Origin of the sequence: Williamsia sp. MIQD14 (assembly GCF_051025635.1) — a bacterium.
In the GTDB taxonomy this organism is placed as follows: domain Bacteria; phylum Actinomycetota; class Actinomycetes; order Mycobacteriales; family Mycobacteriaceae; genus Williamsia_A.
Genome location: NZ_JBPFDG010000001.1, coordinates 698,473 through 723,952 on the forward strand (window position 1 = coordinate 698,473; position 25,480 = coordinate 723,952).

Below are 25,480 nucleotides of genomic sequence, written 5' to 3' on the forward strand. Positions count from 1 at the left end.
CCGCGTCGACATCGAGTGCAATTCCTTCGCATGGGCAAAGATGTGCACTTTCGTTGCAGTCCGTCGCTACGGTCTCGCCTCGAGCGATCAGCGGACACGACGAGGCGTCCCATCGCGGGTCGAAGGGACCATCGCCGTGCGCAATTCCACCCCAGCCGGTTCACGATCTGCGGTCCGCACCGCGATGACCGCCGGCGTCGCCACCGCGGCCGCCGTCGCCTTCACCGTCAACACCTCGGCACCCTCGACCGCCCAGGCGACCCCACCCACCGGCTCGCACACCGACGGCCTCGCCCTGACCAACACCGCGATCGCCGCCCTGCTGCAGCAGACCGGGCACACGACACCTTCGACCGGCGGCTCGTCGAACGCCTCGAGCTCCTCGAGCTCCTCGAGCTCCTCGACGACCGGCTCGACCACCACCTCGGGTACGGCACCGACCACCCCGTCGACCGGATCAGGCGGCACCCCGACGACGTTCGTGTCGGTGTCGAAGGAGTTCGCGCCCTACGTCGCGACATCGTTCAGCGCGTTCCCCGCCGTCACCGAGTGGACCCCGATCACCTCCGGTGCACGCGCGACGTCCTACGCGCTCGTGGCACCGTCCGGTGAGACCGGCACCGGAGCGACCGGCGGCACCGACTTCCTCGGCGTCCTCATCCGCGTCTTCATCGGCAACGGCACCGACGCCGCCGCCGACTGCGTCGGCCTCGCATGCAACGGAGGCAACGGCGGCCTGCTCTTCGGGAGCGGCGGCAACGGCGCGAACGGCGGCTCGGGCGGCAACGCGGGACTGTTCGGCAACGGCGGCAACGGCGGTGCCGCGAGTGGTATCGGCCAGGCCGGGGGCAACGGCGGCAACGGTGGCCTGATCGGCAACGGCGGCAACGGCGGCGCGGGCTCGGCCGGCGCCGACGGCGCGGCCGGGGTCGCCGGCTCCGCAGGCGGGAACGGCGGACGCGGCGGTTCCGGTGGCGGGCTGATCGGCACCGGTGGCACCGGTGGATCCGGAGGTGTCGGCGGCGCCGGCGGCGACGGTGCGACCGGCTCCACGGGTGCGAACGGGGTGACGGCCGGGGCCGGAGGCAGCAACGGGGGCACCGGCGGCGCGGGTATGGCGGGCGGCGCCGGGGGCAACGCGGGTGCGGGTGGCACCGGCGGACTCCTGGGTGCTGCCGGAGCCGCCGGCACCAACGGCGACGGCGGCCAGGGCGGCAACGGCGGATTCGGAGGAACCGGCGGCACCGGTGCGAACGGCGCAGCCGGCACCGTCGGGGCGGTCGCGGGCGCCGACGGCTCGGACGGCCAGAACGGCGGCGGCGGCGGTGAGGGTGGCGACGGCGGCGCAGCCGGTGCGGGCGGCGCTGCCGGGACAGGCGGAACCCGTGGTGTCGCAGGATCGTCCGGCGCCACGGGCATTCGTGGTGTCGGCGGGCAGGGCGGCAACGGCGGTGTCGGCGGCAACGGCGCCGCGGGCGCCATCGGCACCGCGGGCGCGAACGGTGCGACCCCGGGCGCCGATGGCGTGATGGGCGGCGGCGGGACGGGCGCCGGTAGCGGCGGGGTCGGCGGCAACGCCGGCGCCGGTGGTGCGGGGTCGACGAACGGGGCCGCCGGACTGAGCGGCAGTGGCGGCAACGGTGGGACCGGAGGCCAGGGCGGTGCGGGCGGCAACGGCGCGGACGGCGCAGCCGGCGCGGCGGGCTCGACACCGGGCTCCGACGGCGACGCGGGCCAGGCCGGTGGGGCCGGAGGTGCCGGTGGCGAAGGCGGCGCCGGTGGTGTCGGCGGAGCAGCCGGGATCGGGACCGGCGGCGTCCAGGGAGATCCGGGCGCCATGGGCGCCCAAGGCGTCGGCGGCAACGGAGGCACCGGCGGTATCGGTGGGACCGGGGCGACGGGCGTCGCCGGTGTCGACGGCGCGAAGGGCACTTCTGCGACCGTCGTCCTGCGAGGAGGACAGGCACAGGGCGGCCTGGGCGAGCCAGGCACCGACGGTGGACGCGGCGGCAACGGCGGCATCGGCGGTGCCGGCGGTGCGGCCGGCAATGGTTCGACGAACGGCGCGACCGGCGCGAACGGCAACGGCGGCGCCGGTGGCGCCGGTGGCCGGGCCGGCAACGGCGGCGCGGGCGGCGACGCCTCGGTCACCGACGCGACCGTGGGCCGCACCGAGGGCCGGGCAGTCGGTGGCGACGGGAACTACGGCGCGCTCGGCGGGTCCGGCGGCTCCGGTGGCGCAGCGGGAACCGGTGGCCAGGCCGGTACCGGAGTCGCAGGTGCGGACGGCGCGGGTCAGGCCCCGGGCCGCGCCGGAGACGGTGGCTCAGCCTCCTACATAGCGACACCCAGCACCGTCGGTGGCGTGGCGATCGGCGGCGATGGCGGGTCGAGTCGCGGTGGCGTGAGCGGCAACGGCGGTTCGGCGACGACCGTCAACGGCGACCCGTTCGGTGGAGACGGCGGTACAGCTGTGGGCATCGGCTCGACCGGCGGGAACGGCGGGGACGCCAAGGCGACCGCAGGGAATGCGACCGGCGGCCGCGGCGGTGACGTGAGCACCGCCGAGCCCGGTGGCAACGCCGGCAACGGCGGGAATGCCCTCTCGACCAGTCCTGCCGGGGGCCGGGCGACAGGCGGTGCCGGTGGCGACGGATACGGCGACGGAGCGTCCGGCAACGGTGGCAACGCCACCGGGTACAGCCCGACCGCGGGCGCGGGCGGTGTCGGTGGCAGCAGCAACGGCACGCCCGGCAGCGTCACAGTCCTCCGACCGTGACCCGCTGGTCGTGTGACGCCTGACGCTCAGCCGTCGACGAGCCGCCGGATCGATTCCGGCGGCTCGTCGCCGGTCGCGGTGATCGGCCGGTCGTAGACGGTACGGACGCCGACGGTGCCGGTCCATCGGCTCGGATCCTCGGGCTCGCCCGGGGGTCCGCTGCGCGCCTTCGTGATCCACTGTCCGTCGACGATCGGCAGGGACACCACCGCGGTCGCGGCGACCTCCTTGCGTGTGTGGTCCCGAACCTCGGCCACACGCCCCGGAATCAACTTGTCGCTCAACACATCGAGCGCGTGCGAGGCATCGTCACGGATGTTCTCGAGGGTGCCGCGGACCACGGCGGACCGGTAGTTGGCGGAGTGGTCGAACAGGGTGTCGGCCACCACGAGCGCGTCGAGGACGAACGCGGTGAGGGTGGCCGGCGCACCGTCGGCCACCTGGCGTAGCGCGCCCGCACCGGTGGAGCCGTGCAGGAGGATCCGATCGCCGTCGCGGGCGAACAACATCGGCACCGACCACGGCAGGCCGTCGACGACGGTGCTCAGCGTGCCGACCGTGACCGTGTCGAGGACCTCGTCGAGCAACGCACGGTCTCCCCCGCGATCGGGTTTGCGGTGCAGTCGCGTCAGCGGTTCGGAGCTCATGCGCACAGTCTGGCGGGCGCTCGGGGGTGCACGCCAGCCGATTACCGCGGTCGCGACCGCCCTGATCACCAGGTGAGGTCGCGGTGACAGCGTTTCCGGATCTCGATGGGGTCGACCTGAACGGTCGCGTGGTCGAGACCGTGGCGCTCGAGGACCTCGCGCGCCGCGGTCAACACCTCGCCGTTGGGGTGGTCGCTGCCCAGGTGCACGGTGGTCACGTCCATCCCGGTGGTGAGGGTCCAGATGTGCAGGTCGTGGACGTCATGGACCTGCGGCAACGCCTCGAGTTCGGCGCGCACCGCCTCGACGTCGACGTGCGCGGGCGCCCGCTGCGACAGGATGCGCAGCGCGTCGAGTGCCAGTCGGATGGCCCGCGGCGCGACCCACAGCGCGATGAGCACGGCGACGACGATGTCGGCGTACCCCCACCCGGTGGTGAGCGCGATGATGCCGGCGACGAGCACGCCGACACTGCCGACCGCGTCGGCCAGCACCTCCATGTACGCGCCCCGCACGGCGATACTGTCCTTCGAATCCGCGCGGAGGAGTTGCATGACAACGAGATTGGCCGCCAGTCCCAGCAGGGCGACGATGATCAACGTCAGACCGGGGACCTTCGGGTCGGAGCCGAGCCGCTCGACGGCCTCGTACAGCACGAACACCGCGACACCGATCAGCAGCACGGCGTTCGCGACGGCGGTGAACACCTCGGCGCGGTGCCAACCGAACGTCTTCTCACCGTCGGAGCGCCCGTGGCGCGCGAGCAGCAGCGCGATGAGCCCCATCGCCATCGCGACGGCGTCGGTGAGCATGTGACCCGCGTCGGCGAGCAGTGCCAGCGAGTTCGCGAGCACACCGGCGACCACCTCGACGACGAAGAACGTCGCGATGATGGCCATGCCAGCGACCATCGGCCAGAGCCGACGTGTCGAGCCGTCCGCCGCCGTCGGCGCATGCGAGTGGTCGTGACCCATGCCGATCAATATATGCGTACTCACGCATATAAAACAACCGTCTGCCGTCAGCGCAGCGTGGCTATCGCTGATTCGCGCTGGAGGCCGGCGACCATCAACAGGTCGACGAGGATCGACCGCAACTGACCGAGGATCACCGTCTCCGACAGGCCGCTGTCGGCCACGAGTTCGGGCGTGGCCTTCCGGGCGATGGTGCGCAGGACGCGCGCGGCGTCGGCGCCGTCGGGTTTGTCCCCGGGGTCGGCGAGCAGCATCTGCCGCACGACGTCGAGTGCGCCCACCACCTCGGCGAGGACGTCGATCACGTCGTCGTGCATCGTCTCGCCGTGCTGGATACCCGACAGCGCACGTCGCGCCATCACACGGATGTTGCGTACCGCGTTGTCGATGGGGTCGGCGGTTGCCTCCAGTCGCGACAACCGATCTCGCGAGTTCCAGTACAACGGCGAGATGTGGCTGATCTCGCGGCCACCGCTCATGTCGGTGCGCATGGTGTCGATGGCGCCCTGCGTACCGCGGGCACGGGTCAGCGCCTCGGAGATGAGCTGCGCGTCGGACGCACGCAGACCGTCGACGACGCCCTGCACCACCAGACCCATCGTCGCCAGTACCGCGGCCGCGTCGCGCCGCGCACGCAGGACCGGATGGGTGGGTATGAGCGCGACGATGACCAGGCCGACCAGCCCTCCGATGAGGGCGTCGATCATCCGGTTCACCCCAGCGGGACCACCCGGCGGCAGCAGGGTCGCGACGAGCACCGCGGAGCTGGCCGCCTGGATCGGCACCAGCGGACCGCGGTCGAGGGAGACCGCGACGGTCATCGCCAGCGCCACGACCACCGTGATCTGCCACGCGCCGGTGCCGATGACGCTGATGATGAGATCGCCGACACCGATGCCGACGGTGACCCCGCCGACCATCTCCACCGCCCGGCGCCAGCGTTGACCCAGTGAGAGCCCGAGCGAGAGAACCGCCGCGATCGGCGCGAAGAAGGGGCGCGTGTGGCCGACGAGGTCGAAGGCGATGAACCAGGCGACACCTGCGGCGATCGAGCACTGGGCTATCGGCAGCAGCGAGTACCAGACCCGTCGCGTGCGGGTGCGGATCGCGGGCGGCAACCGGTTGTGCCGGGTGCGCAGCGATGCCGCGACCGCGTCTCGACCCGCCGCACCGGAGGCGCCCCCAGGGGCGCGCCCGGGATCAGGCGAGGCCGAGTTCGGCTGCCGCCGCCGGGTCACTGTCGTTGAGCAGGTCGAGGCAGCGGAGGTACTCGTCCTGCTCGCCGATGGTCTGCGCGGCGCGCGCGAGGACGGCCACGCAGCGCAGGAACCCCCGGTTGGGCTCATGGCTCCACGGCACGGCGCCGAATCCCTTCCAGCCGTGGCGACGGAGCTGGTCGAGGCCGCGGTGGTACCCGGTGCGCGCGTAGGCGTAGGCGGTGATCGTCTCGCCCGAGTCGATGGCCGCCTCGGCGAGGTACGCCCACGCGATGGAGGCGGTGGGATGCGCGGCGGCGACCGACTTCGGGTCGGTGCCCGCGAGCAGGTCCGATTCGGCGTCGTCGTCACCGGTGAGCAGGGTGGGCTGGGGGCCGAGGAGATCTCCGAAGGACGTCACCGCCCCATTGTGCACACGACGCAGCTGGTCGGGGTACTCCGCCACCGGACGGACACCGCGTCCTTCGATAGGGTGAGCGACGCGGTCGACACCTCCCGGCGCGGTGCGTTCAGGAGAGGCGACCCGACACGCGAGCGTGACGACGAAGGCGAGGGCAGCACGGATGTCGCATCCCGACGACACGGGTTCCACAGGAGTCGGCAAGGCCCTCTCCGCTCTACGACGACTGCGCCGCACTCCGTCCGAGCCTGTCGTCCCCACCCCGAAGTCCGAACAGGGTGTCCCGCCGACCCCGCGGGCCGACGTCGAGGACGCCTCCGGCGACGAGTCCGTCGACTCCGACGTCGACCGCGCCCCGCGCGCCGACCACGAGGACGCCACCGCGACCGACTCCGACGACGAGGACTCCGACCCAGAGGTCTCCGACGCTGATGGGTCCGACCCAGAGGTCTCCGACGCGGAGAGCTCCGATGCCGAGGGGACCGATGCCGAGGAATCCGGCGCGGACGAGCCGGCCGAGGTCGAGTCAGCCGAGGACGACTCTCCTTCGGAGGCCTCGGACGACTCCGACTCCGACTCCGACGAGGCAGTGAGCGACGAGTCCGAGACGGATCCCGAACCTGCCGTGGAACCCGAGACCGGCACCGAATCCGCCGCCGCGGCCGAACTCGAACCGGAACCCGACGCAGAGCCGGAGCCGGAGCCGGAGGCCGAGGTAACGCCTGTCGAACCGGAACCCGAGCACGAGCCCGAGCCCGAAGCGGCATCGACGCCCGAACCCGAGCCCGAGCCGACATCGACGCCCGAACCCGAGGCCCAGCCGGAACCCGCCCGATCCGACGACGGCCCGTGGCGGTCGGACACCGCGGCCCCGCAGTACATTCCGCCGTCGACCACACCGAAGCCCGAGAGCACCGGCCGTTCGCGGCGCACCCTGCTGTGGGTGTCGTCGATCGTGGTGATCGTGGTCGCTGTCGCGGCCGTGGTCATCGCGGTGTTCGCGACTCGGGGCGAGCCGGGCGAGCCGCAGGCGGATCGGGCGGCGTCCTCGGCGATGAAGTACGCCACGGCGCTGGGCGACGGTGACCTCGCGACACTGCGCTCGGTCACCTGCGGCGAGCGCAAGCAGTTCTACGACAGCGTCGCCGACGACGCGTTCCGTCAGCAGTTCGAGACGCAGAAGGCGAACAACGAACTGGTCGAGGTCCGCAAGGTGCAGGCGTCGAAGATCGTCGACCCGAACACCGCGATCGTCGAGCTCCTCGCCGCGAGCGCAAGCACCCCGAACACGACCACGCCGGTCTCGGTGCGTCTGCGCAACGAGAACGGCGACTGGAAGGTCTGCACCGCAGGCTGATCCACCCCCGCGCCCACGACAACACCCCCACGACGACGGCCCCCGATCTCAAGGATCGGGGGCCGCGTCGTGTCGTGCGGGGGTGTCAGGCGCTGATGGACTTCCCGGCCGACTTGAGGTCGTTGCAGGCCTCGACGACACGCTCGGTCATCCCGGCCTCCGCCTTCTTGAGGTAGCTGCGCGGGTCGTAGACCTTCTTGTTGCCCACGTCGCCGTCGACCTTCAGGACACCGTCGTAGTTGGCGAACATGTGGCCGGCCAGCGGGCGGGTGAAGGCGTACTGGGTGTCGGTGTCGACGTTCATCTTGATGACGCCGTAGCTCAGTGCCTCCTCGATCTCGCTCTTCAGCGAGCCCGAGCCGCCGTGGAAGACGAAGTCGAACGGCTTGTCACCGGCGCCGGAGCCCAGCTTCTTCACCGCGACCTCCTGGCCGGTCTTGAGCACCTCGGGCTTGAGCTTCACGTTGCCCGGCTTGTAGACGCCGTGGACGTTGCCGAAGGTGGCGGCCAGCAGGTAGCGGCTGCCCGCATCGCCGGCGCCGAGGGCGTCGACGGTCTTCTCGAAGTCCTCGGCGGTGGTGAACAGCTTGTCGTTGATCTCGTTCTCGACGCCGTCCTCCTCGCCGCCGACCACACCGATCTCGATCTCGAGGATGATCTTCGCCGCGGCCGCCTTGGCCAGCAGATCCTTGGCGATCTCGAGGTTCTCCTCGAGCGGCACGGCGCTGCCGTCCCACATGTGCGACTGGAACAGCGGGTTCTTGCCGGCGTCGACGCGCTCCTGGCTGACGGCGATCAGCGGGCGGACGTAGGTGTCGAGCTTGTCCTTGGGGCAGTGGTCGGTGTGCAGCGCGACGGTGACGTCGTACTTCTCGGCCACCACGTGCGCGAACTCGGCGAGTGCGACGGCGCCGGTGACCATGTCCTTCACGCCGAGCCCCGAACCGAACTCCGCGCCACCGGTGGAGAACTGGATGATGCCGTCGCTGCCGGCGTCGGCGAAGCCCTTGAGGGCCGCGTTGATCGACTCCGAGGAGGTGCAGTTGATCGCGGGGAACGCGTAGCCGCCCTTCTTGGCGCTGTCCAGCATCTTCGCGTACTGCTCGGGGGTGGCGATGGGCATCGGGTCGTCCTCCAACCGGTAGGTCTTCGTGGTGCTCGCGTAGGTCTCGCGTCCGCAGACAGTATGGCAAGTCACCTGCGGTGCGGTGAGAGTCCCGTGCACACCGGCACCGCACGCACAGCGTTTCCTCAGGCCCGACCCGCTATCGTCAGGGCCGTGAATTCCACCGCGCTCGCCGACGCCGCGAGCACCACCACCGTGAACACCGCCCTCCTCCCGGGCTTCCTCGACCCGATCACTCTGCTCGGGTACTTCGGGACCTGGGCGTTGGTGGGGTTGCTGGTGGTGATCCTCGTCGAGTCGGGCGTGCTGTTCCCGGTGCTGCCGGGCGATTCGCTGCTCTTCGTCGCCGGGCTGGTCGCCGCAGGTGAATCGGCCGAGGTCGCGAAGTTCGCGTCGCTGTGGCAGCTGCTGGTGTTCATCCCGATCGCGGCGATCATCGGCGGGCAGATCGGCTACTGGATCGGTCGCTACGCCGGCACCGCGATGTTCGCCGAGGGCAACCGGTTCCTCAAGAAGCGCTACATCGACGAGGCGCACGCGTTCTTCGAGAAGCGCGGACCGGTCACCATCTTCCTGGCGCGTTTCGTGCCCATCGTGCGGACCCTGGCGCCGATCGTCGCCGGCGCCGCCCGCATGAACGCGGCGCTGTTCACCGCCTACAACGTGCTCGGCGCCATCGTCTGGGGCTGTGGCATCACACTGCTGGGCTACTGGCTCGGCCAGTTCGAGATCATCCAGAAGCTCATCGAGCCCATCTTCATCCTCATCGTGCTGGTGTCGATCGTCCCGATCATCTGGGAGTACTACAAGCGCCGCAAGGCCTCCGGTCCCCCGCCGCCGGTCGAGGCCGACGCCCCCTGACCATCGGCCGCTGACCGAGATCGTCCGAGTACAGCCCGGCTCGGGGAATATGCCCGAACCGACGCTGTACGCGGACGATGTCCGTCGCGGCGAGGGCGCTCACCAGGCCTGACCGAGATCGGCGTGCGCGCGGATCCAGCCGTGCATGGCGATCCCCGCCGCGACACCGGCGTTGATGCTGCGGGTCGACCCGAACTGCGCGATGGAGACCGTCAGGTCGGCACCGGCGTGCGCCTCGGCGCTGACACCGGGGCCCTCCTGACCGAACAACAGCACGCAGTCGCGCGGGAGGTCGGTCGTCTCCAGCGGCGTCGAGCCGGGTGTGTTGTCGACGGCGACCACCCGCAGCCCCGCCTCGTGCGCCCAGTCGATCAGCGAGGCGACGTCGGGGTGATGCGAGATGTGTTGATAGCGGTCGGTGACCATGGCGCCGCGCCGATTCCACCGCCGCCGACCCACGATGTGCACCGCGGCCGCACCGAAGGCGTTGGCGGTACGCACCACGGTGCCGATGTTGGCGTCGTGGGCGAAGTTCTCGATGGCCACGTGGAACGGGTGGCGACGGGTGTCGAGGTCGGCGACGATCGCCTCGCGACGCCAGTACCGGTAGCGGTCGACCACATTGCGCCGATCCCCCTCGGCCAGCAGTTCGGGATCGAGGTGGTCGTCGGTCGGGACCGGCCCGTCGCGGTCGACCGACCAGGGTCCGAGACCGACCGCCTCATCGGCCGCCGTCGCCCACTCGGTCGGTCCGGGCTCGGGCGCAGACGAGCCGTCAGGCGAGTCCGATGTCATCCAGGCCCAGCAGCGACCGGTACTCGACACCCTGCGCCTCGATGACGGCGGCGGCACCGGTGTCGCGGTCGACGACGGTCGCCACACCGACGACCTCGGCACCGAGGTCGCGCGCTGCGGCGACGGCGGTCAGCGGCGAGTTGCCGGTGGTGGTGGTGTCCTCGACGATGAGGACGCGCTTGCCGACGATGTCGGGGCCCTCGATCTGCCGTTGCATCCCATGGGCTTTCGCGGCCTTGCGGACCACGAACGCGTCGATGTCGCGTCCGGGGGCGTGCATGATCGCGGTCGCGACGGGGTCGGCGCCGAGGGTGAGTCCGCCGACGGCGACGAAATCCCAGTCGGCGGTGAGCTCACGCATGAGTGCGCCGATGAGCCGAGATGCCTCGTGGTGCAACGTCGCTCGTCGGAGGTCGACGTAGTAGTCGGCCTCCTTGCCCGAGGACAGCGTCACCCGGCCGTGGACCACGGCGAGTTCGGCGACCAGGTGCGCCAGTCGCTGCTTGCTCACCGGGTCACTCCGATCGGTTGTCGCGAGAGAAACCCTCGCGGGGGGCGTCCGCACGTGAAGTGTCACGGTCGGGATCGACGCGACGTCGCACGGGCATCGGCTGCACACCACGACGCGGCGCATCCGACGGGGGCGAGGACGGCCGCGGCGGAGCAGACTCGGCCGCCCGCGGCTGAGGGCGGGGCGGGAGGGTGCGCGGCGGGCCGCCGGCGACGTCGACCGGCGAGACCGGCCGTGCCGCAGGCGCTTCGGCAGGCGCGTTCTCGGCGCGCACACGGTCACCACGCGGTCCGTCGGGACGGGGGGCGGCGGCGCGCGCCCCGACAGCACCCGCGGTCGCCTGGAGCTGTTCGCGCGCAATGGCTTCGGTCTTCGGCTCGGCCAGCCCGCGGCGTGCACGTCCGGTCGGACTCGAGGGGTCACGCGGATCGGGCCGCGGCGCCGGATCGGTCGAGGGCGGCAGCACGCGGAGCAGGTCGGTGAACCGACGCACCGTCTCCAGTGCCGTGTCGAGACGGTCGGGGTCGTTGGTCAGCGGCATCGACGCGACCGACCAGTTGCCCTCGTTCCAGATGATCTCGATGTAGTCCGGGGCGTTGGTGGCCAGCGCGATCATGCGGCGGTCGCAGACGCGGCGGGCGATGTCGAGGTGTGTGGAGAACATGACGCGTCGCCCCATGGCGCCGAGCAACTCGACGTCGTCCTCGGCGGGGGCGAGCACCTTCTCCTGCCGGACGTCGATCACCACCGACGACGCGACCGACCGACGCACCGCGACGATGGTGCCGATGTCGACGAGGTCGAACACGACGGCCTCGTCGCCGAAGTAGCGGCCGTGGGTGATGTCGACGATCTCGACGTGTTCCTCGATGTCCATCGCGGCCCGGTGCAGCTCCGACCGCAGGTCGCGCACCTCCTCGGGCGCGGCGCGCTCGGTGGCGACGAACCGGAACCCGTGACCGTCACCCCACACCGCGCGTTCACGACGGACCACCGCGGCACGACGACGGTCGAGCCACAGGAGTACGGCCGCACCGGCGAGGGCGAGGGCGGCGATCACGAAGTAGACGGCGGTCATCGCGCTACAGCCTAGTCACTGGTGACCGCGGAGGTCAGTTTCCCGGACGCGACGCGGTCACGCGTCCGTCCACCACGAGATCGGCGACCATGCGTTCGCCGTCGATGAGCACGTGCACGACGACGAGGTCGCCGAGCTTCAACGGCGAGGGGGCGGCCTTGTCGGCGGTCTCGTAGTGGGTCGAGTCGGTCAGCGCGATGCGGTGTCGCCGACCGTCGCTCATGTGGATGCCCATCTCCGACGTCGAGAGGCTGTCGACCGTCCCGAGCAGCATCTTCGAGCGGCTGATGGCGGTCGGGGCCGCACCACCGACCGCGGTGCCCGAGGCAGGCGGCGCGACGGGTGCGGGGCCCACGGTGTCGGGGACGGCGGGTGTCGACGTGGGCGGGCTGATGAACTTCATCGCCGCGGCGGAGGTCGATTCGGCCTCGGACTCCTCGCCACGATCGGCGCCGAGATGAACGCAGTAGGCGAGTCCGATGCCGGCGACCATGAGACCGGCCACACACAACAGTGTCGTGCGGGTGCCGCTGTTCGGCTTCCAGGTCCTGTTCGGTTTCCAGGTCGGTCGCAGTCGTCGCTTCATGACGCGCTGACCTCCTTCACCGGTTCTCCGCTGTTGTCGATGCCCTGTCGGATACCGCCCCGAGGCTAGGAGCCGACCCTGAGATACGTCTGTGAATACGGTCGGAACCCGGCGCGTCGGCGTGCCCGGCGGTCAGCGCACGTAGCCGCGCTCCTTGTCCACGGGGTGGTCGGGGGCCTGCCCGGCCGAATATCGCTGCAGATGCGCGAGAAACTGGTCGGCGAGTTCATCACGCCAGCCGACGACGTCGCCGCTCATATGGGCCGATATCGCGACCTGCTCGAGGTCCCACAGCGGGCTGTCGGCCGGGAGCGGTTCGGTCTCCACGACGTCGAGCGAGGCCGCCGCGATGGTGCCGTTTCGCAGCGCGCCGATGAGATCGGCCTCGACCACCAACTGCCCGCGTCCGACGTTGACGAGATGGGCCGAGGGCTTCATCGCGGCCAACACGCGCGCGTCGACGAGTCCTGCGGTCTGCTCGGTGAGCGGCGCGATGAGGACGACGTCGTCGAAGTCGCCGACGTGCCGGACGAGGTCGTCGGTGGCGATCACGGTGCCGAAGTCCGGATCGTCGGTGCGCGCGGTGCGGCCCGCGCCGGTCACCTCGAGTCCTGCGGCGCGCAGCAGGCGGGCGACGGCACGGCCGATCGACCCGGTGCCGATCACCAGGGCACTCGATCCGGTGGTGCGTCGCGTCTCGCGCCACACCCACCGGTGGTCGCGCTGCAGCGCCCGGGACTCGTGCAGCGCCTTGTCGCGGGCCAGGATCGAGGCGAGGACGAACTCGGCGATCGGACCGTCGAACACCCCGCGCGCATTGGTCATGACGACATCGGAGGCGCGCAGCTCGTCGAAGAGCATGGCGTCGACGCCGGCGGTGCACACGTGGATCCACCGCAGGGCGTCGGCGTGCGGCCACACGTCGCGCAGGGCGGCGGAGAAGTAGTCCCACAGCATCAGCACGTCGGCCCCGGCGACGGCGTCGGCGAGGTCGTCGGCGGTGCACAACCGCACCTGCGCCAGTGCGGAGATCGCGTCGAGATTGTGCGGGTCGGCGAGCCCGTCACGGGTCAGCACGGCAACGCGGATGGGGCGGTCGGCCGGGCTCGGATCTGCTGTCACGCCGCCCACCGTAGACAACGTCCCGACACCGCCCGGAGCCGGATGGTCCAATTGTTGACAATCCGACCATCCAGCGGTCACCGTGTACCCATGACCTCCACCCTGGGCACCGTCGCGCACACCTCGAGCGGCGACAACACGACCGAGATCCACCGTGCTCGCGCCACCCTGAGTCCGGCGCTCAAGCAGGCCACACCGGTCGTCGTCGACCACGCGACCGGGTCGTGGATCCACGGCACCGACGGGCGCTCGTACCTCGACTTCACCACCGGGATCGGCGTCACCAGCACCGGCCACTGCCACCCCCGCGTGGTCGCCGCCGCCCAGGAGCAGTGCGGCAAGATCATCCACGCCCAGTACACGACGGTGATGCACCAGCCGTTGCTCGAACTCACCGACGCCCTCGGCGAGGTGCTCCCCGAGGGCATCGACTCCGTCTTCTACGCCAACTCCGGTTCCGAGGCGGTCGAGGCGTCGATCCGCCTGGCGCGCATGGCCACCGGGCGTCCGAACATCGTCGTGTTCCAGGGCGGCTTCCACGGACGCACCGTCGCCGCGGCGAGCCTCACCACCGCGGGCACCCGCTTCTCGGCCGGGTTCTCCCCGCTGATGAGCGGCGTGCACATGGCGCCGTTCCCCTACGCCTATCGCTACGGGATGGACACCGACACCGCCGTCGATTTCGCCCTGCGGGAACTCGACTATCTCTTCGCCTCGAGGGTCGCCCCGAACGACACCGCGGCCATGCTCATCGAGCCCGTCCTCGGCGACGGCGGCTACCTGCCCACGCCCCCGGCGTTCCTCGCGGGTCTGCGCGAGCGCGCCGACCGCCACGGCATCGTGCTGATCGTCGACGAGGTGCAATCCGGCGTGGGACGCACCGGCAGGTTCTGGGGCCACGAGTTCTGCGACGGCCTCGTCCCCGACATCCTCATCACCGCCAAGGGGATCGCCTCGGGCTTCCCGATCTCGGCGATCGCCGCGCCCACCGAGCTCATGGCCAAGGCATGGCCGGGTTCGCAGGGTGGCACCTATGGCGGCAACGCCGTCGCCGCGGCCGCCGGTGTCGCGACACTGGCCGTGATCGCCGAGGAGAACCTCGTCGACAACGCCCGCGAGCGCGGCGATCAGCTGCTCGCCGGCCTGGCGACGCTCGCCGAACGCGTGCCCGCCATCGGTGATGTCCGCGGGCAGGGCCTGATGGCCGGCATCGAGTTCATCGACCCCGACGCGTCGGGTTCGGTGCCCACCGCCAACGCCGCCGCCGCGGCGAAAGTGCAGCAGGCGTGCATCGACCAGGACCTGCTCACCCTCACCTGCGGGCCGTTGGGCAACGTCGTGCGACTCATCCCCGCGCTGGTCGTCACCGCCGACGAGATCGATTCCGGTCTGGCCCGATTCGGCGCGGCGGTCGACGCCGTGCTGGGCTGATCCGCGCGGTGACCCTCACACCGCAGCGCGAGACCACCGGGGACGCCGTCGACGCCGCCATCGCGCTCCGGGGCCTCGGTCTCGACGCCGACGACTCGACACGCCGCCGGGCCGAATACTCCTACGACGCCTCGAACTACCGGCTGTCGCCGGTGTGTGTCGTGTTTCCCCGCACCGACATCGACGTCGCCACCACCGCACGATGGTGCCACGACAACGGCGTGCCGATCATCGCCCGCGGCGGCGGAACGGGTATGGGCGGCAACGCGATCGGCGAGGGAGTCGTCATCGACTTCTCCCGGCACATGGACGCCGTCACCTCCGTCGACGTCGAGGGGCGCACCGCGGTCGCCCAGTCCGGTGTCGTGCTGACCGCCCTGCAGAAGCGGGTCCGCGAGGTCAGCGACGGCGCACTGACGTTCGCACCCGACCCCTCGAGCCAGTCCCGCGCCACCGTCGGCGGCGCGATCGGCAACGACGCCTGCGGCAACCACTCGGTGCGCTACGGCCGCACCACCGACCACGTCGTCGCGATCTCGCTGGTCACCGCCGACGGGGTACGCCTCACCGCGACCCGAACGGGTCTGAGGGCCACCGACCCCGGTGACAGCGCCGCGGTCCGCCGCGCCGAGGATCTCACCGACGCCCTGCGCGACCTGGTCGGCGACAACCTCGCCCCGCTGCGCACCGAGCTCGAACGCATCCCGCGGCAGGTGTCGGGCTATCACCTCGCACACCTGTTGCCCGAGCGCGGATTCGACGTCGCGCGGGCGCTGGTCGGCAGCGAGGGAACCTGCGCGATCGTGGTGTCGGCGACGGTGTCGCTCGTACCTGTCGCGGTGCACCCCCAGTTGCTGTGCCTGGGGTACCGCGACGTCGTCGACGCCGCCCGCGACGTCCCCACCATGCTGAGCTTCTCCCCCTCGGCGATCGAGGGCATCGACGAACGCATCGTCGCCACCATGCGCGCCCGCCGCGGACGGTCGTCGGTCGAGGGACTGCCCGACGGGAACGCCTGGATCTACGTCGAACTCGACGAGTTCAGTGCCGATGATGTCCCCGCGGCGATCTCGGACCTGCTCGAGAAGCTGCGCGCCGAGGGACGACTCGTCGACGCGCGCACCGTCACCGACCCCGCGGCCCGCACCATGTTGTGGCGGGTGCGTGAGGACGGTGCCGGACTGTCGTCGCGCCTGGTCGACCTCGACGATCCCGATGCAGGCAGTGGGTACGAATCCTGGCCCGGTTGGGAGGATTCCGCGGTCGCACCCGAGAATCTGCCCGAGTACCTCGAGGGTTTTCAGGACCTGCTCGCCCGCCACGGCCTCACCGGAGTGATGTACGGCCACTTCGGGGCCGGCTGCATGCACGTACGCATCACCTTCGATCAGCGCACCGAGGCCGGTCGCGCGGTGATGCTCGCGTTCTGCCGCGACGCCGCCCACCTCGTGGTCGCCCACGGCGGATCGCTCTCGGGCGAACACGGCGACGGCCGCGCACGGTCGGAGCTGCTGCCGATCATGTACTCGCCCACCATGATGTCGATGTTCGCCGCGTTCAAGGATGCCTGGGATCCACGCCGCATCCTCAACCCCGGCAGCATCGTCGACCCCGACGCCATCGGCGACCACCTCGCCCTCGACGGCATCCCCACCCGCCGCTGGACCACCGCCTTCGATCTCGGTATCCCCGGTCCCGGCAGCGACGGTCGCGCCGATCACCCGCTCGAGGCGGCTGAACTCGAGATGCCCGGGATCGACCCGTTCGTGCACGCCACCCAGGCCTGCATCGGCGTCGGACGGTGTCGCTCACACTCCGGCGGCGTCATGTGTCCCAGCTACCGCGCCACCCGCGACGAGAAGGACTCGACCCGCGCGCGAGCCCGTGTGCTGCAGGAGATGACGCGCACCGCACCCGACATCGCGACCGGGTGGCGCTCGAAGGACGTCCGCGACTCCCTCGATCTGTGCCTGTCATGCAAGGCGTGCTCCACCGACTGCCCCACCGGCGTCGACATGGCGACCTACCGCTCGGAGTTCTTCTCCCACCACTACCGTCGTCGCCTGCGGCCGATGTCGCATTACGCCCTGGGCTGGATGCCGGCCTGGCTGCGGCCCGCCACCGCCCTGGCGCCGGCCATCAACGCCGTCCTCGGCAGCCGCTTGTCGGGGCCGGCGGCCCGCGTCGCCGGTCTCGACGCCCGGCGCTCCATGCCCCGCTTCGCCCGCCGCAAGAACGTGCGGGCGGCGCTGGTACCGCTGGTCCGTCGCACCGATGCGCCGGTGGTGCTGTTCCTCGACTCCTTCACCAAGGCCTTCCGTCCCGACGTCGCGACCGCCGCCGCCCGCGTGCTCGGTTCCGGCCACACCGACCGGGTCAGTTGCGAGAAGGACAACTGCTGTGCGCTGACGTGGATCTCGACCGGCCAGCTCGATCACGCGAAGAAGGTCCTCACCCGCACCGCCGACGCACTCGATGACGGCACCGACCGACCGATCGTGGTGCCCGAGCCCAGTTGTGCTGCGGCACTGCGCAAGGACCTGCCCGAGCTGGTCCACACCGATGCCGCGAGGCGAGTCGCGGCGCGCGTACGCAGTTTCGCGGCGCACGTCGGAGAGATGCTCGACGACGGCTACACCCCGCCCGCGATGCCCACATCGGTGACGGTGCAGACCCACTGCCACGAGTACGCGGTGTTCGGTCCTGCGACGCAGGTGTCGGTGCTGAAGCGACTCGGCGTCAGCGAGGTCACCTCGGCCGACGGATGCTGTGGCGTGGCAGGCAACTTCGGCTTCGAGCGCGGACACTACGAGGTGAGCATGGCCGTCGGCGAGCAGGCCCTGGCCCCGGCACTGCGTGCGCGGACCGACGGCACCCCGGTGCTCACCGACGGGTTCAGCTGCGCCATGGCCGTCGACCACCTCTCGGGCGTCGACAGCGCGATCACCTCGGTCGCCGGGACCCATCTCGCCGAACTCCTCGACCCCGAACGGGCTACCCTGCGCCCCGAACCCTTGTACACCGACCCCCTTCGCACAGGACCCACACGAAAGGACTCGACGTGACCGACACCCGTGCCGCCGAACTGATCGGGAAGCTGAACACCGGGCTGTTCATCGGCGGCAGCTGGAGCGCCGCCGCATCGGGCGCCACCTTCGCCGTGGAGAACCCCGCGACCGGCGAGCAGATCGCGACCGTCGCCGACGGCGGTGCCGCCGACGCCCAGCGCGCCATCGAGACCGCTGCCGCGACCCAGAAGAGCTGGGCGGCAACGTCTCCCCGGTCACGCAGCGAGATCCTCTACCGGGCACACCGGCTGATCCTCGAGCGCGCCGACGATCTCGCGTTGATCATGACCACCGAGATGGGCAAGCCGCTCGCCGAGGCCAAGGGCGAGGTGACCTACGGTGCCGAGTTCTTCCGGTGGTTCGCCGAGGAGGCCGTCCGCATCGGCGGCGACCACACCACCACCGGTGACGGCGCCAATCGCATCGTGGTCACCAAGGAGCCGGTCGGACCGTGCGTGTTGATCACGCCCTGGAACTTCCCCCTCGCGATGGGCACCCGCAAGATCGGTCCCGCCGTGGCCGCCGGCTGCACGATGGTGTTCAAACCCGCCGAGCTGACCCCGCTGACCGCGCTCGCCCTGGCCGACATCCTCACCGAGGCAGGTCTTCCCGAGGGTGTGCTCAACATCGTCACCACCAACACCCCCGGGCCGGTGGTGACCACCTGGATGGACAGCGGCCTCGCCCGCAAGCTGAGCTTCACCGGCTCGACCCAGGTCGGCAAGCTGCTGCTCGAGCAGGCGTCGCACACGGTGATGCGGACGTCGATGGAACTCGGCGGCAACGCCCCGTTCGTCGTCTGCGCCGACGCCGACATCGATCGCGCCGTCGAGGGCGCGATGGTCGCCAAGATGCGCAACATGGGCGAGGCCTGCACCGCGGCCAACCGGATCTTCGTGCACCGTTCCGTCGCCGAGGAATTCGGCACCAAACTCGCCGAACGGATGGGCGCGCTCGTGGTGGGCGACGGTGTCGCCGAGGGCACACAGGTCGGTCCCCTGGTGGAGGACAAGGCACTGGCCAAGGTGCGCGACCTCGTCGCCGACGCCGTCGAGCGCGGCGCGACGGTGATGTGCGGCGGCACCGCTCCCGAGGGCCCCGGTCACTTCTACCCGCCGACCGTGCTCAGCGGCGTGAGCCCGGAGTCGGACCTCATGGCGACCGAGATCTTCGGGCCCGTGGCACCGCTCATCCCCTTCGACGACGAGGACGAGCTCATCGCCATGGCCAACGACACCCCGTGGGGGCTGGTGGGATACCTGTTCAGCCAGGACATCGACCGCGCGCTGCGACTGTCGGCGGCGCTGGAGGTCGGCATGGTGGGTCTCAACACCGGCCTGGTGTCGAATCCGGCCGCGCCGTTCGGTGGCGTGAAGGAGTCCGGTCTGGGCCGCGAGGGCGGTCGCGTCGGCATCGAGGAGTTCCTCGAGACCAAGTACCTCGCGATCCCGCGGACCTAGGGGCGCCTCGTGTATCTCGGATCCCAACTCTTCACCGACGACGAATACGCCACCCGGCTGCACCGGGTGCGCGAACTGATGGAGCAACAGGGACTCTCGGCCGTCGTGGTCACCGATCCCGCGAACATCTTCTACCTCATCGGCTACAACGCGTGGTCGTTCTACACCCCGCAGATGTTGTTCGTGCCCATCGAGGGCGAGATGGTGTTCTTCCTGCGCGACATGGACGCTCACGGCGCACACCGCACCACGTGGCTCCCGGCCGAGCAGATCGTCGGGTACCCGGAGAGCTACGTGCACCGCCCCCACGTGCACCCGTTCGACTGGGTGGCATGGGCGCTGCGCCAACGACACCAGATCGCCCCCGCGTCGCGGCAGGGGTCGGTGGGTCTGGAGATGGACTCACACTTCTTCTCACCCAAGGCCTACCGCGCCCTCTTCAACGCGATCCCCGAGTGGAAGCTCGTCGACAGCTTCGAACTCGTGAACTGGGTGCGGTCGGTGAAGTCCGACGCCGAGATCCAGCTGATGCGCCAGGCCGGGATGGTGTGCTCGCAGGCCATGCGCGCCGCGATCGACACCATCGACGTCGGGGTGCGGCAATGTGATGCGGCAGCGGCGATCTCCCAGGCCCAGATCACCGGTACCGACGACTTCGGCGGCGACTATCCGGCGATCGTGCCGATGATGCCGACCGGCGCCGCGGCCGACACCCCGCACCTCACCTGGCACCAGGGCACGTTCAACGACGACGAGGCCGTCGTCATCGAGCTGACCGGTGCGCACAACCGCTACCACTGTCCGCTTGCGCGCACAGTGTCGTTGGGCACGCCGAACAAGGACGTCGACTACGTGGCCGGCGCGACGGCCGAAGGTCTCAACAACGTCCTCGACGCCATCCGCCCCGGTGTGCCGACCCGCGAACTCGCCTCGACCTGGAACTGGACGCTGGCGAAGTACGGACTCGAGAAGCCCTCGCGTCTGGGCTATTCCATCGGCATCGGTTACCCGCCCGACTGGGGCGAGCGCACCATCAGCATCCGCACCGAGGACGAGACGATCCTCGCCGAGAACATGACGTTCCACATCGTGTGCGGGATGTGGATGGACGGCTACGGATTCGAGCTGTCGGAGTCGGTGCGCGTGAGCGCGACCGGCGTGGAGACGTTCACCAGCTTCCCGCGTGAGCTCATCCGCAAGTGACCTGATCGCCTCTCGACCACGAAGGAGCACGCCATGACCGCGACCGAGATTCTTCGGACCGCCCCGACCCTCCCCCTCGCCGGACGCGCGAAGGATCTCGTGGGTTCGATGATCGACTCGTCGACGTCGTTGCTCGCGGCGCAGACCCACGACATCGTGCGTTTCGCGATGGGGTCGCCGGCCGACGAAGCCGTGCCCTCGGAGGAGTTCCGTGAGATCGCGGGATCGATCCTCGACGCCTCGTCGTTCACCTACGGGGCCACCGAGGGCGAGCCCCGGTTGCTCGAGTTGCTGGTGAAATACCTGGCCGGGACTCCGGATCCGTCGAGCGAGGACCGGCTCGTCATCACCACAGGCGGGATGCAGGGGCTCGACCTGGCGTGCAAGCTGTTCATCGATCCGGGTGACCTCGTGGTCGTCGAATCGCCGACCTACACCAACGGCAGTGCCACGGCGTTGTCGTACGGGGCGCAACTGCTCGAGGTCCCCGTCGACGACGAGGGCATGCGGGTCGACATGATGGAAGACCTGGTGGCGCACCACCACCGGCCGCCGAAGGCGATCTACACCATCCCCACCTTCCAGAACCCGTCCGGTGTCACGATGTCGCTCGAACGCCGGAAGGCGTTGTTGGAGCTGGCCCATCGGTGGGGTTCGGTGATCATCGACGACGACCCGTACGGTCTGCTGCGGTTCGCCGGCGCCGACATCCCGACGTTCCAGACGCTGAGCCCGCAGGATCCGCTGCTGTTCTCGGTGCGCACGTTCTCGAAGATCCTGGCGCCCGGCTGGCGGGTGGGCTGGGTCGACGCCGATCCCTCGTTGCGGCAGCTGCTGATCAACGGCAAGCAGGCGATGGACACGTGTACCAACGTCCCCAATCAGCACATCGTCGCCGAGTACATCGCGCGTGGCGGACTCGACGACCACCTCGCGTCGATCCGCGTGCTCTACCGCGAGCGCAAGGACGCGATGCTCGCCTCGATCGAGCGCCATCTCGGCGACCGGGTGACCACCACCAACCCCGAGGGTGGCTTCTTCCTCTGGTTGACGCTGACCGGCGAGTTCGGCGAGATCGACACCCGCGAGCTGTTCGAGGTCGCGCTGGCCGACGGTGTCGCGTTCATCCCGGGCCCGGCGCTCTCGCCCGGGGGACGTTTCCGCAACGCCCTGCGGCTGTGTTTCGCCTCGAGTACGCCCGAGCGCATCGACGAGGGCATCAAGCGGCTCGCCGGCAGCCTTGAGAAGATGGTGGCGTGACCGACGCGCCATCCCTGCTCACCGCACGTACCGAGCGTGAACGCGCGGTGTGTGCCGCGATCACCGCGGAGTCGATCGTCGAGCTCACGCGGGCGCTCGTCGAGCAACCCAGCGTCAACCCGGGTGGCACCGAGGCGTCGACCGTGGCCGTCCTCGCCGACGCCGCCCGTGCCGCGGGTGCAACGGTCGAGGTCACCGAGGTGGCGCCCGACCGCCCGAACCTGGTCGCCACACTCCCCGGCGGCGACGGGCCCGGCCTGATGTTCCTGGGCCACTCCGACGTGGTGCCCACCGGGCCGGGGTGGACCGCCGACCCGTTCGTGTCGCGGGTGGTCGACGGCACGATCATCGGTCGCGGCGCCACCGACATGAAGGGCGGGCTCGCGTCGATCGTCGTCGCCATGAACGCATTGCGCGACGAGAAGCTCAGCGGCCCGGTGCGTCTCACGTGCACGGTCGACGAGGAGGAGCACGGGATCGGTGTGCGCGAGCTGGTGTCGCGGCCGGACGGGGTGTCGTTCGTGGGCTGCGTGGTGGCCGAGCCGACGGGCCTCGACACGGTCATCGCCTGTCGCGGCGCGTCGTACATCTCCATCGAGATCCGTGGCCGCGCTGCCCATTCCGGTCGGCCCGCCGACGGTCGCAACGCCATCAACGCCGCCGCGCGCATCATCGAGATCATCCGCGCCGACCACGACGCCATGCAGACCGACCTCGATCCGCTGCTCGGTGCGGGTACCTGGAACGTCGGGACGATCACCGGCGGACAGGGGATCTCGGCGGTCGCACCGGATGCGTCGATCGGTATCGACCGGCGACTCATGCCCGACGAGGACGCCGAGGCCATCGCCGCCGATCTGCGCGAGCGGGTCACCGCCGAGGGCATCGACACCGACGGCATCGAGGTCGACATCGCGGTCACCATGCAGATGCCGGGCTTCCGCACCGCCGAGGACCATGTGTTGGTGACGTCGGCCGTCGAGGCCGTCCGCGACGCCGGCGGCACCACCTCGATCGGCGGCTGGACCGCGGCCTGCGACGGCGGGTTCGTGACCCGCGACCTCGGCATCCCCTGCATCGTCCTCGGTCCGGGTGACATCAACACCCAGGCCCACCAACCCGACGAGTCGGTCGTCATCGACGACCTCGTCACCGCCGCCCGCGCCTACGCCCTCATGGCCCTGCGCCTCCTCTCCTGACCCGCCAGTTGGGCCGTCGTTCGCGCCAGTTGGGCCGTCGTTCGCGCCAGTTGGGCCGACGTTCGCGCCCGTTGGGCCGACGTTCGCGCCAGTTGGGCCGTTACTCGCGCGGGCTGGGCCGACGTCACCGCCATCGCGTCGGGCAGACTGGAACGATGAGCTCATCGAACGACCGCATCGTGCACGATCCCGCCACCGTCGACCCGGGTGACTTCTACAAGCTGCTGACCGCGTCGATCGTCCCGCGGCCGATCGCATGGGTGTCGAGTCGCAGCAGCGACGGCATCGACAACCTCTCGCCGTACAGCTTCTTCTCGGTGTCGTCGACGAGTCCGCCGGTCGTACAGTTCACCTCGGTCGGCGGCGCGAAGGACAGCGCGCGCAACGCCATCGACACCGGGCAGTTCGTTATCAACATCGTCTCGAAGTCGCTGATGCACCTCGCCAACGACAGCTCGGCCGGATTCGATTCCGACGTCGACGAATTCGTCGAGGCGGGCATCCCGTCGACTCCGGCGACCGTGGTCGACTGCCTGCGCGTCGCCGACTCCCCCATCGCGATCGAGTGTCGCCTCCATCGGTCGATCGAGGTCGGCAACAGTGTCGTGATCATGGGCGAGGTCGTCGCGCTCACCGTCGACCCCGCGATCGTCGCCGACGACGGGCTGCCCGACTACGACAAGCTCGCCGCCGTCAGCCGCCTCGGCCGCATCGAATGGGGCATGCCGGGCGACACCGTCGACCTCGACCGCCCGCACTAGGGCCCACTCGACGCGAACGTCGGCCCAACTGGCGGCGACAAGGGCCCAACTGGCGGCGTTGTGAGACCAACTGGCGGCAACAACGGCCCAACTGGCGCGAACGTCGGCCCACCTGGCGGAGGGGTCAGGCGTTGGTGAGGGCCTTCTCGGCGTCGGTCTCCTCGCCGGGGATCTCGGTGCCGCGGATCGAACAGCCCGCCGTCTCCCGCAGGAACAGCAGGGCGACCATGCCGATCGCGCACGCGATCATCATGTAGCCCGCCGGGAACAGGTCCCAACCGTCGTTGTTCTCCACGACGGCGTCGTTCACGAGCGGCGCGGTGCCACCGAACGCCGCGGTCGCGACGTTGTACGAGATCGCGAAACCGGCGTAACGCACCTGGGTCGGGAACATCGCCGGGAACGTCGCGGAGATGGTGGCCAGCTGCGGGATGTAGAGCACACCGAGGACCACGAATCCGATGATGGCCCAGACGAATCCCTGTCCCATCAGCCAGAACATGGGCAGCGCGAACACGAACAGACCGATCAGCGACACCCACCACATCGGTTTGCGCCCGGTGCGGTCGGAGAGACGGCCCACGAACGGGATCAGCGCCATCATCACCAGCTGACCGATCAGCATGGTCACGGTGCTGTCGTTGCCCTCGAGCCCGATGGTGTTCTTCAGGTACGTCGGGAGATATGCGAGCAGCGTGTAGTTGGCGACGTTGAGCGCGATCACCATGCCGAACATGATGATGATCGGACGACGGTAGTCGCGGAGGAGATCGACGAAGCGCGTCCACGCGGTGCCCTCGATCTCGCCCTTCTGCTCCATCTCGCGGAAGATCGGTGTGTCCTCCATCTGACTACGCAGGTAGAGACCGACGAGTCCGAGCGGTAGCGCGAAGAAGAACGGGATGCGCCAGCCCCAGGTCTGCATCGACTCGTCACTGAGGTTCAACTCCAGGACCAGCACGAACGCGGTGCCCAACACGAAGCCGGCGAGCGTCCCGAATTCCAGGAACGATCCGTACTTGCCGCGCTTGGCGTCCGGGGCGTACTCGGCCATGAACGTTGCGGCGCCGCCGTATTCACCGCCGGTCGAGAAGCCCTGCACCACACGGAGAACGATCAGCAGGATCGGCGCCCACACGCCCGCGACGGCGTGCGTCGGCAGCACACCGATCAGGGCCGTGGCGATCGAGATGAGCATGATCGTCATGGCCAGCACGGCTTTACGACCGATGCGGTCGCCGATGGGACCCCACACCATGCCGCCGAGCGGGCGCAGCGCGAACGACACCGCGAAACCCAGCATGGTGCCGATGGTGCCGAGATCACCCGGGAAGAACGCCTGCGTCAGATAGGTGGCGGTCGCGGCGTAGACGCCGTAGTCGTACCACTCGGTCGCGTTGCCGATCGCCGATGCGCCGATCGCCTTGCGGAGCAGCCGTTTGCCCTCAGGGGTCTCGGGATCCGGCAGGCCGGGAACATCTCCGGCATTCGCGGTCTTGGTGGTCATGTGATGCCTCCGGCGTCGGGAACTACGCGGGTCGATGTACGCGCTCGCTGCGCGATGTCGTTGTCGGTGCGCTGTGCTGCACACCCGAACGGGTGTGGCAACGGTAGCCGGTACGCGACAATCACGAGGCGGATACCC

At 70.2% G+C, this 25,480-nt stretch carries 21 protein-coding genes; 10 read left to right on the forward strand and 11 right to left on the reverse strand.

From position 1 onward, the window contains the following. The first annotated feature begins 136 nt into the window (after positions 1 to 136). Positions 137 to 2,779, forward strand: a complete 2,643-nt coding sequence (locus ACQ7HM_RS03030) for a hypothetical protein (RefSeq protein WP_434214752.1) — start codon at positions 137 to 139, stop codon at positions 2,777 to 2,779. A 26-nt stretch (positions 2,780 to 2,805) separates the two neighbouring features. On the opposite strand, the gene ACQ7HM_RS03035 is transcribed toward ACQ7HM_RS03030, so the two are convergent. From ACQ7HM_RS03035 to ACQ7HM_RS03050, 4 genes are all read right to left on the reverse strand, one after another. Next, entirely contained in the window at positions 2,806 to 3,426 is a 621-nt protein-coding gene (locus tag ACQ7HM_RS03035) for a pyridoxamine 5'-phosphate oxidase family protein (protein WP_434214753.1), read from the reverse strand. A 65-nt stretch (positions 3,427 to 3,491) separates the two neighbouring features. After that, positions 3,492 to 4,400: a cation diffusion facilitator family transporter gene (locus ACQ7HM_RS03040; RefSeq protein ID WP_434214754.1), complete on the reverse strand. Its 909-nt coding sequence runs from the start codon at positions 4,398 to 4,400 to the stop codon at positions 3,492 to 3,494. 47 nt (positions 4,401 to 4,447) lie between these two features. Further along, positions 4,448 to 5,539, reverse strand: coding sequence for an FUSC family protein (locus ACQ7HM_RS03045; RefSeq protein ID WP_434215615.1), 1,092 nt, complete (start codon positions 5,537 to 5,539; stop codon positions 4,448 to 4,450). Between the two features lie 61 nt (positions 5,540 to 5,600). After that, on the reverse strand, positions 5,601 to 6,017 hold the full coding sequence (locus ACQ7HM_RS03050; RefSeq protein ID WP_055793938.1) for a DUF3151 domain-containing protein: 417 nt from the start codon (positions 6,015 to 6,017) through the stop codon (positions 5,601 to 5,603). A 163-nt stretch (positions 6,018 to 6,180) separates the two neighbouring features. On the opposite strand from ACQ7HM_RS03050, the gene ACQ7HM_RS03055 reads away from it, so the two are divergent. Further along, positions 6,181 to 7,374, forward strand: a complete 1,194-nt coding sequence (locus tag ACQ7HM_RS03055; RefSeq protein ID WP_434214755.1) for an Rv0361 family membrane protein — start codon at positions 6,181 to 6,183, stop codon at positions 7,372 to 7,374. Positions 7,375 to 7,459: 85 nt separating this feature from the next. Here the strand turns inward: ACQ7HM_RS03055 and fbaA are convergent, their stop codons facing one another. Then, the gene (fbaA, locus tag ACQ7HM_RS03060; RefSeq protein WP_434215616.1) at positions 7,460 to 8,497 is read right to left on the reverse strand and encodes a class II fructose-bisphosphate aldolase; all 1,038 of its coding nucleotides are present in this window, start codon (positions 8,495 to 8,497) and stop codon (positions 7,460 to 7,462) included. 156 nt (positions 8,498 to 8,653) lie between these two features. On the opposite strand from fbaA, the gene ACQ7HM_RS03065 reads away from it, so the two are divergent. Beyond that, the gene (locus ACQ7HM_RS03065) at positions 8,654 to 9,361 is read left to right on the forward strand and encodes a DedA family protein (RefSeq protein ID WP_434214756.1); all 708 of its coding nucleotides are present in this window, start codon (positions 8,654 to 8,656) and stop codon (positions 9,359 to 9,361) included. Between the two features lie 99 nt (positions 9,362 to 9,460). Here ACQ7HM_RS03065 and ACQ7HM_RS03070 read toward each other — a convergent pair whose 3' ends face one another. The 5 genes from ACQ7HM_RS03070 to ACQ7HM_RS03090 all read right to left on the reverse strand — a co-directional run bounded on the left by ACQ7HM_RS03070 (position 9,461) and on the right by ACQ7HM_RS03090 (position 13,453). After that, entirely contained in the window at positions 9,461 to 10,156 is a 696-nt protein-coding gene (locus ACQ7HM_RS03070) for a TrmH family RNA methyltransferase (protein WP_434214757.1), read from the reverse strand. Continuing rightward, on the reverse strand, positions 10,137 to 10,667 hold the full coding sequence (gene pyrE / locus ACQ7HM_RS03075; RefSeq protein ID WP_434214758.1) for an orotate phosphoribosyltransferase: 531 nt from the start codon (positions 10,665 to 10,667) through the stop codon (positions 10,137 to 10,139). Before pyrE ends, ACQ7HM_RS03070 begins: the two co-directional genes overlap by 20 nt. Before the next feature lie 4 nt (positions 10,668 to 10,671). Next, entirely contained in the window at positions 10,672 to 11,745 is a 1,074-nt protein-coding gene (locus ACQ7HM_RS03080) for a hypothetical protein (protein WP_434214759.1), read from the reverse strand. A gap of 34 nt (positions 11,746 to 11,779) precedes the next feature. Next, entirely contained in the window at positions 11,780 to 12,331 is a 552-nt protein-coding gene (locus ACQ7HM_RS03085; protein WP_434214760.1) for a hypothetical protein, read from the reverse strand. Positions 12,332 to 12,463: 132 nt separating this feature from the next. Continuing rightward, on the reverse strand, positions 12,464 to 13,453 hold the full coding sequence (locus ACQ7HM_RS03090) for a D-2-hydroxyacid dehydrogenase (RefSeq protein ID WP_434214761.1): 990 nt from the start codon (positions 13,451 to 13,453) through the stop codon (positions 12,464 to 12,466). Positions 13,454 to 13,543: 90 nt separating this feature from the next. Between ACQ7HM_RS03090 and ACQ7HM_RS03095 the strand changes: the two genes are divergently transcribed. The 7 genes from ACQ7HM_RS03095 (at position 13,544) to ACQ7HM_RS03125 (ending at position 23,835) form a co-directional block, all read left to right on the forward strand. After that, positions 13,544 to 14,884: an aspartate aminotransferase family protein gene (locus ACQ7HM_RS03095; protein WP_434214762.1), complete on the forward strand. Its 1,341-nt coding sequence runs from the start codon at positions 13,544 to 13,546 to the stop codon at positions 14,882 to 14,884. Positions 14,885 to 14,892: 8 nt separating this feature from the next. Further along, entirely contained in the window at positions 14,893 to 17,949 is a 3,057-nt protein-coding gene (locus ACQ7HM_RS03100) for an FAD-binding and (Fe-S)-binding domain-containing protein (protein ID WP_434214763.1), read from the forward strand. Then, positions 17,946 to 19,412 carry an NAD-dependent succinate-semialdehyde dehydrogenase gene (locus ACQ7HM_RS03105; RefSeq protein ID WP_434214764.1) on the forward strand — a complete coding sequence of 489 codons (1,467 nt, stop codon included), beginning with the start codon at positions 17,946 to 17,948 and terminating at the stop codon, positions 19,410 to 19,412. The genes ACQ7HM_RS03100 and ACQ7HM_RS03105 overlap by 4 nt, the downstream gene beginning before the upstream one ends. 9 nt (positions 19,413 to 19,421) lie before the next feature. Further along, a complete protein-coding gene (locus ACQ7HM_RS03110; RefSeq protein WP_434214765.1) occupies positions 19,422 to 20,615 on the forward strand; it encodes a M24 family metallopeptidase in 1,194 nt (397 codons plus the stop codon). 33 nt (positions 20,616 to 20,648) lie between these two features. Then, on the forward strand, positions 20,649 to 21,875 hold the full coding sequence (locus ACQ7HM_RS03115) for a PLP-dependent aminotransferase family protein (protein WP_434214766.1): 1,227 nt from the start codon (positions 20,649 to 20,651) through the stop codon (positions 21,873 to 21,875). 14 nt (positions 21,876 to 21,889) lie between these two features. Beyond that, the gene (locus tag ACQ7HM_RS03120; RefSeq protein WP_434215617.1) at positions 21,890 to 23,074 is read left to right on the forward strand and encodes a M20 family metallopeptidase; all 1,185 of its coding nucleotides are present in this window, start codon (positions 21,890 to 21,892) and stop codon (positions 23,072 to 23,074) included. A gap of 155 nt (positions 23,075 to 23,229) precedes the next feature. Further along, on the forward strand, positions 23,230 to 23,835 hold the full coding sequence (locus ACQ7HM_RS03125) for a flavin reductase family protein (protein WP_434214767.1): 606 nt from the start codon (positions 23,230 to 23,232) through the stop codon (positions 23,833 to 23,835). Positions 23,836 to 23,959: 124 nt separating this feature from the next. On the opposite strand, the gene ACQ7HM_RS03130 is transcribed toward ACQ7HM_RS03125, so the two are convergent. Further along, a complete protein-coding gene (locus ACQ7HM_RS03130) occupies positions 23,960 to 25,342 on the reverse strand; it encodes an MFS transporter (protein ID WP_434214768.1) in 1,383 nt (460 codons plus the stop codon). Between the last annotated feature and the right edge of the window lie 138 nt (positions 25,343 to 25,480).

What these genes read in the sequence shown, in the direction of transcription:
- ACQ7HM_RS03055 (WP_434214755.1), top strand. Translation starts at nt 6,181, where the DNA reads ATGTCGCATCCCGACGACACGGGTTCCACAGGAGTCGGCAAGGCCCTC.
- ACQ7HM_RS03130 (WP_434214768.1), bottom strand. Translation starts at nt 25,342, where the DNA reads ATGACCACCAAGACCGCGAATGCCGGAGATGTTCCCGGCCTGCCGGAT.
- ACQ7HM_RS03085 (WP_434214760.1), bottom strand. Translation starts at nt 12,331, where the DNA reads ATGAAGCGACGACTGCGACCGACCTGGAAACCGAACAGGACCTGGAAG.
- ACQ7HM_RS03115 (WP_434214766.1), top strand. Translation starts at nt 20,649, where the DNA reads ATGACCGCGACCGAGATTCTTCGGACCGCCCCGACCCTCCCCCTCGCC.
- fbaA (WP_434215616.1), bottom strand. Translation starts at nt 8,497, where the DNA reads ATGCCCATCGCCACCCCCGAGCAGTACGCGAAGATGCTGGACAGCGCC.
- ACQ7HM_RS03080 (WP_434214759.1), bottom strand. Translation starts at nt 11,745, where the DNA reads ATGACCGCCGTCTACTTCGTGATCGCCGCCCTCGCCCTCGCCGGTGCG.
- ACQ7HM_RS03095 (WP_434214762.1), top strand. Translation starts at nt 13,544, where the DNA reads ATGACCTCCACCCTGGGCACCGTCGCGCACACCTCGAGCGGCGACAAC.
- ACQ7HM_RS03035 (WP_434214753.1), bottom strand. Translation starts at nt 3,426, where the DNA reads ATGAGCTCCGAACCGCTGACGCGACTGCACCGCAAACCCGATCGCGGG.
- ACQ7HM_RS03070 (WP_434214757.1), bottom strand. Translation starts at nt 10,156, where the DNA reads ATGACATCGGACTCGCCTGACGGCTCGTCTGCGCCCGAGCCCGGACCG.
- ACQ7HM_RS03040 (WP_434214754.1), bottom strand. Translation starts at nt 4,400, where the DNA reads ATGGGTCACGACCACTCGCATGCGCCGACGGCGGCGGACGGCTCGACA.
- ACQ7HM_RS03125 (WP_434214767.1), top strand. Translation starts at nt 23,230, where the DNA reads ATGAGCTCATCGAACGACCGCATCGTGCACGATCCCGCCACCGTCGAC.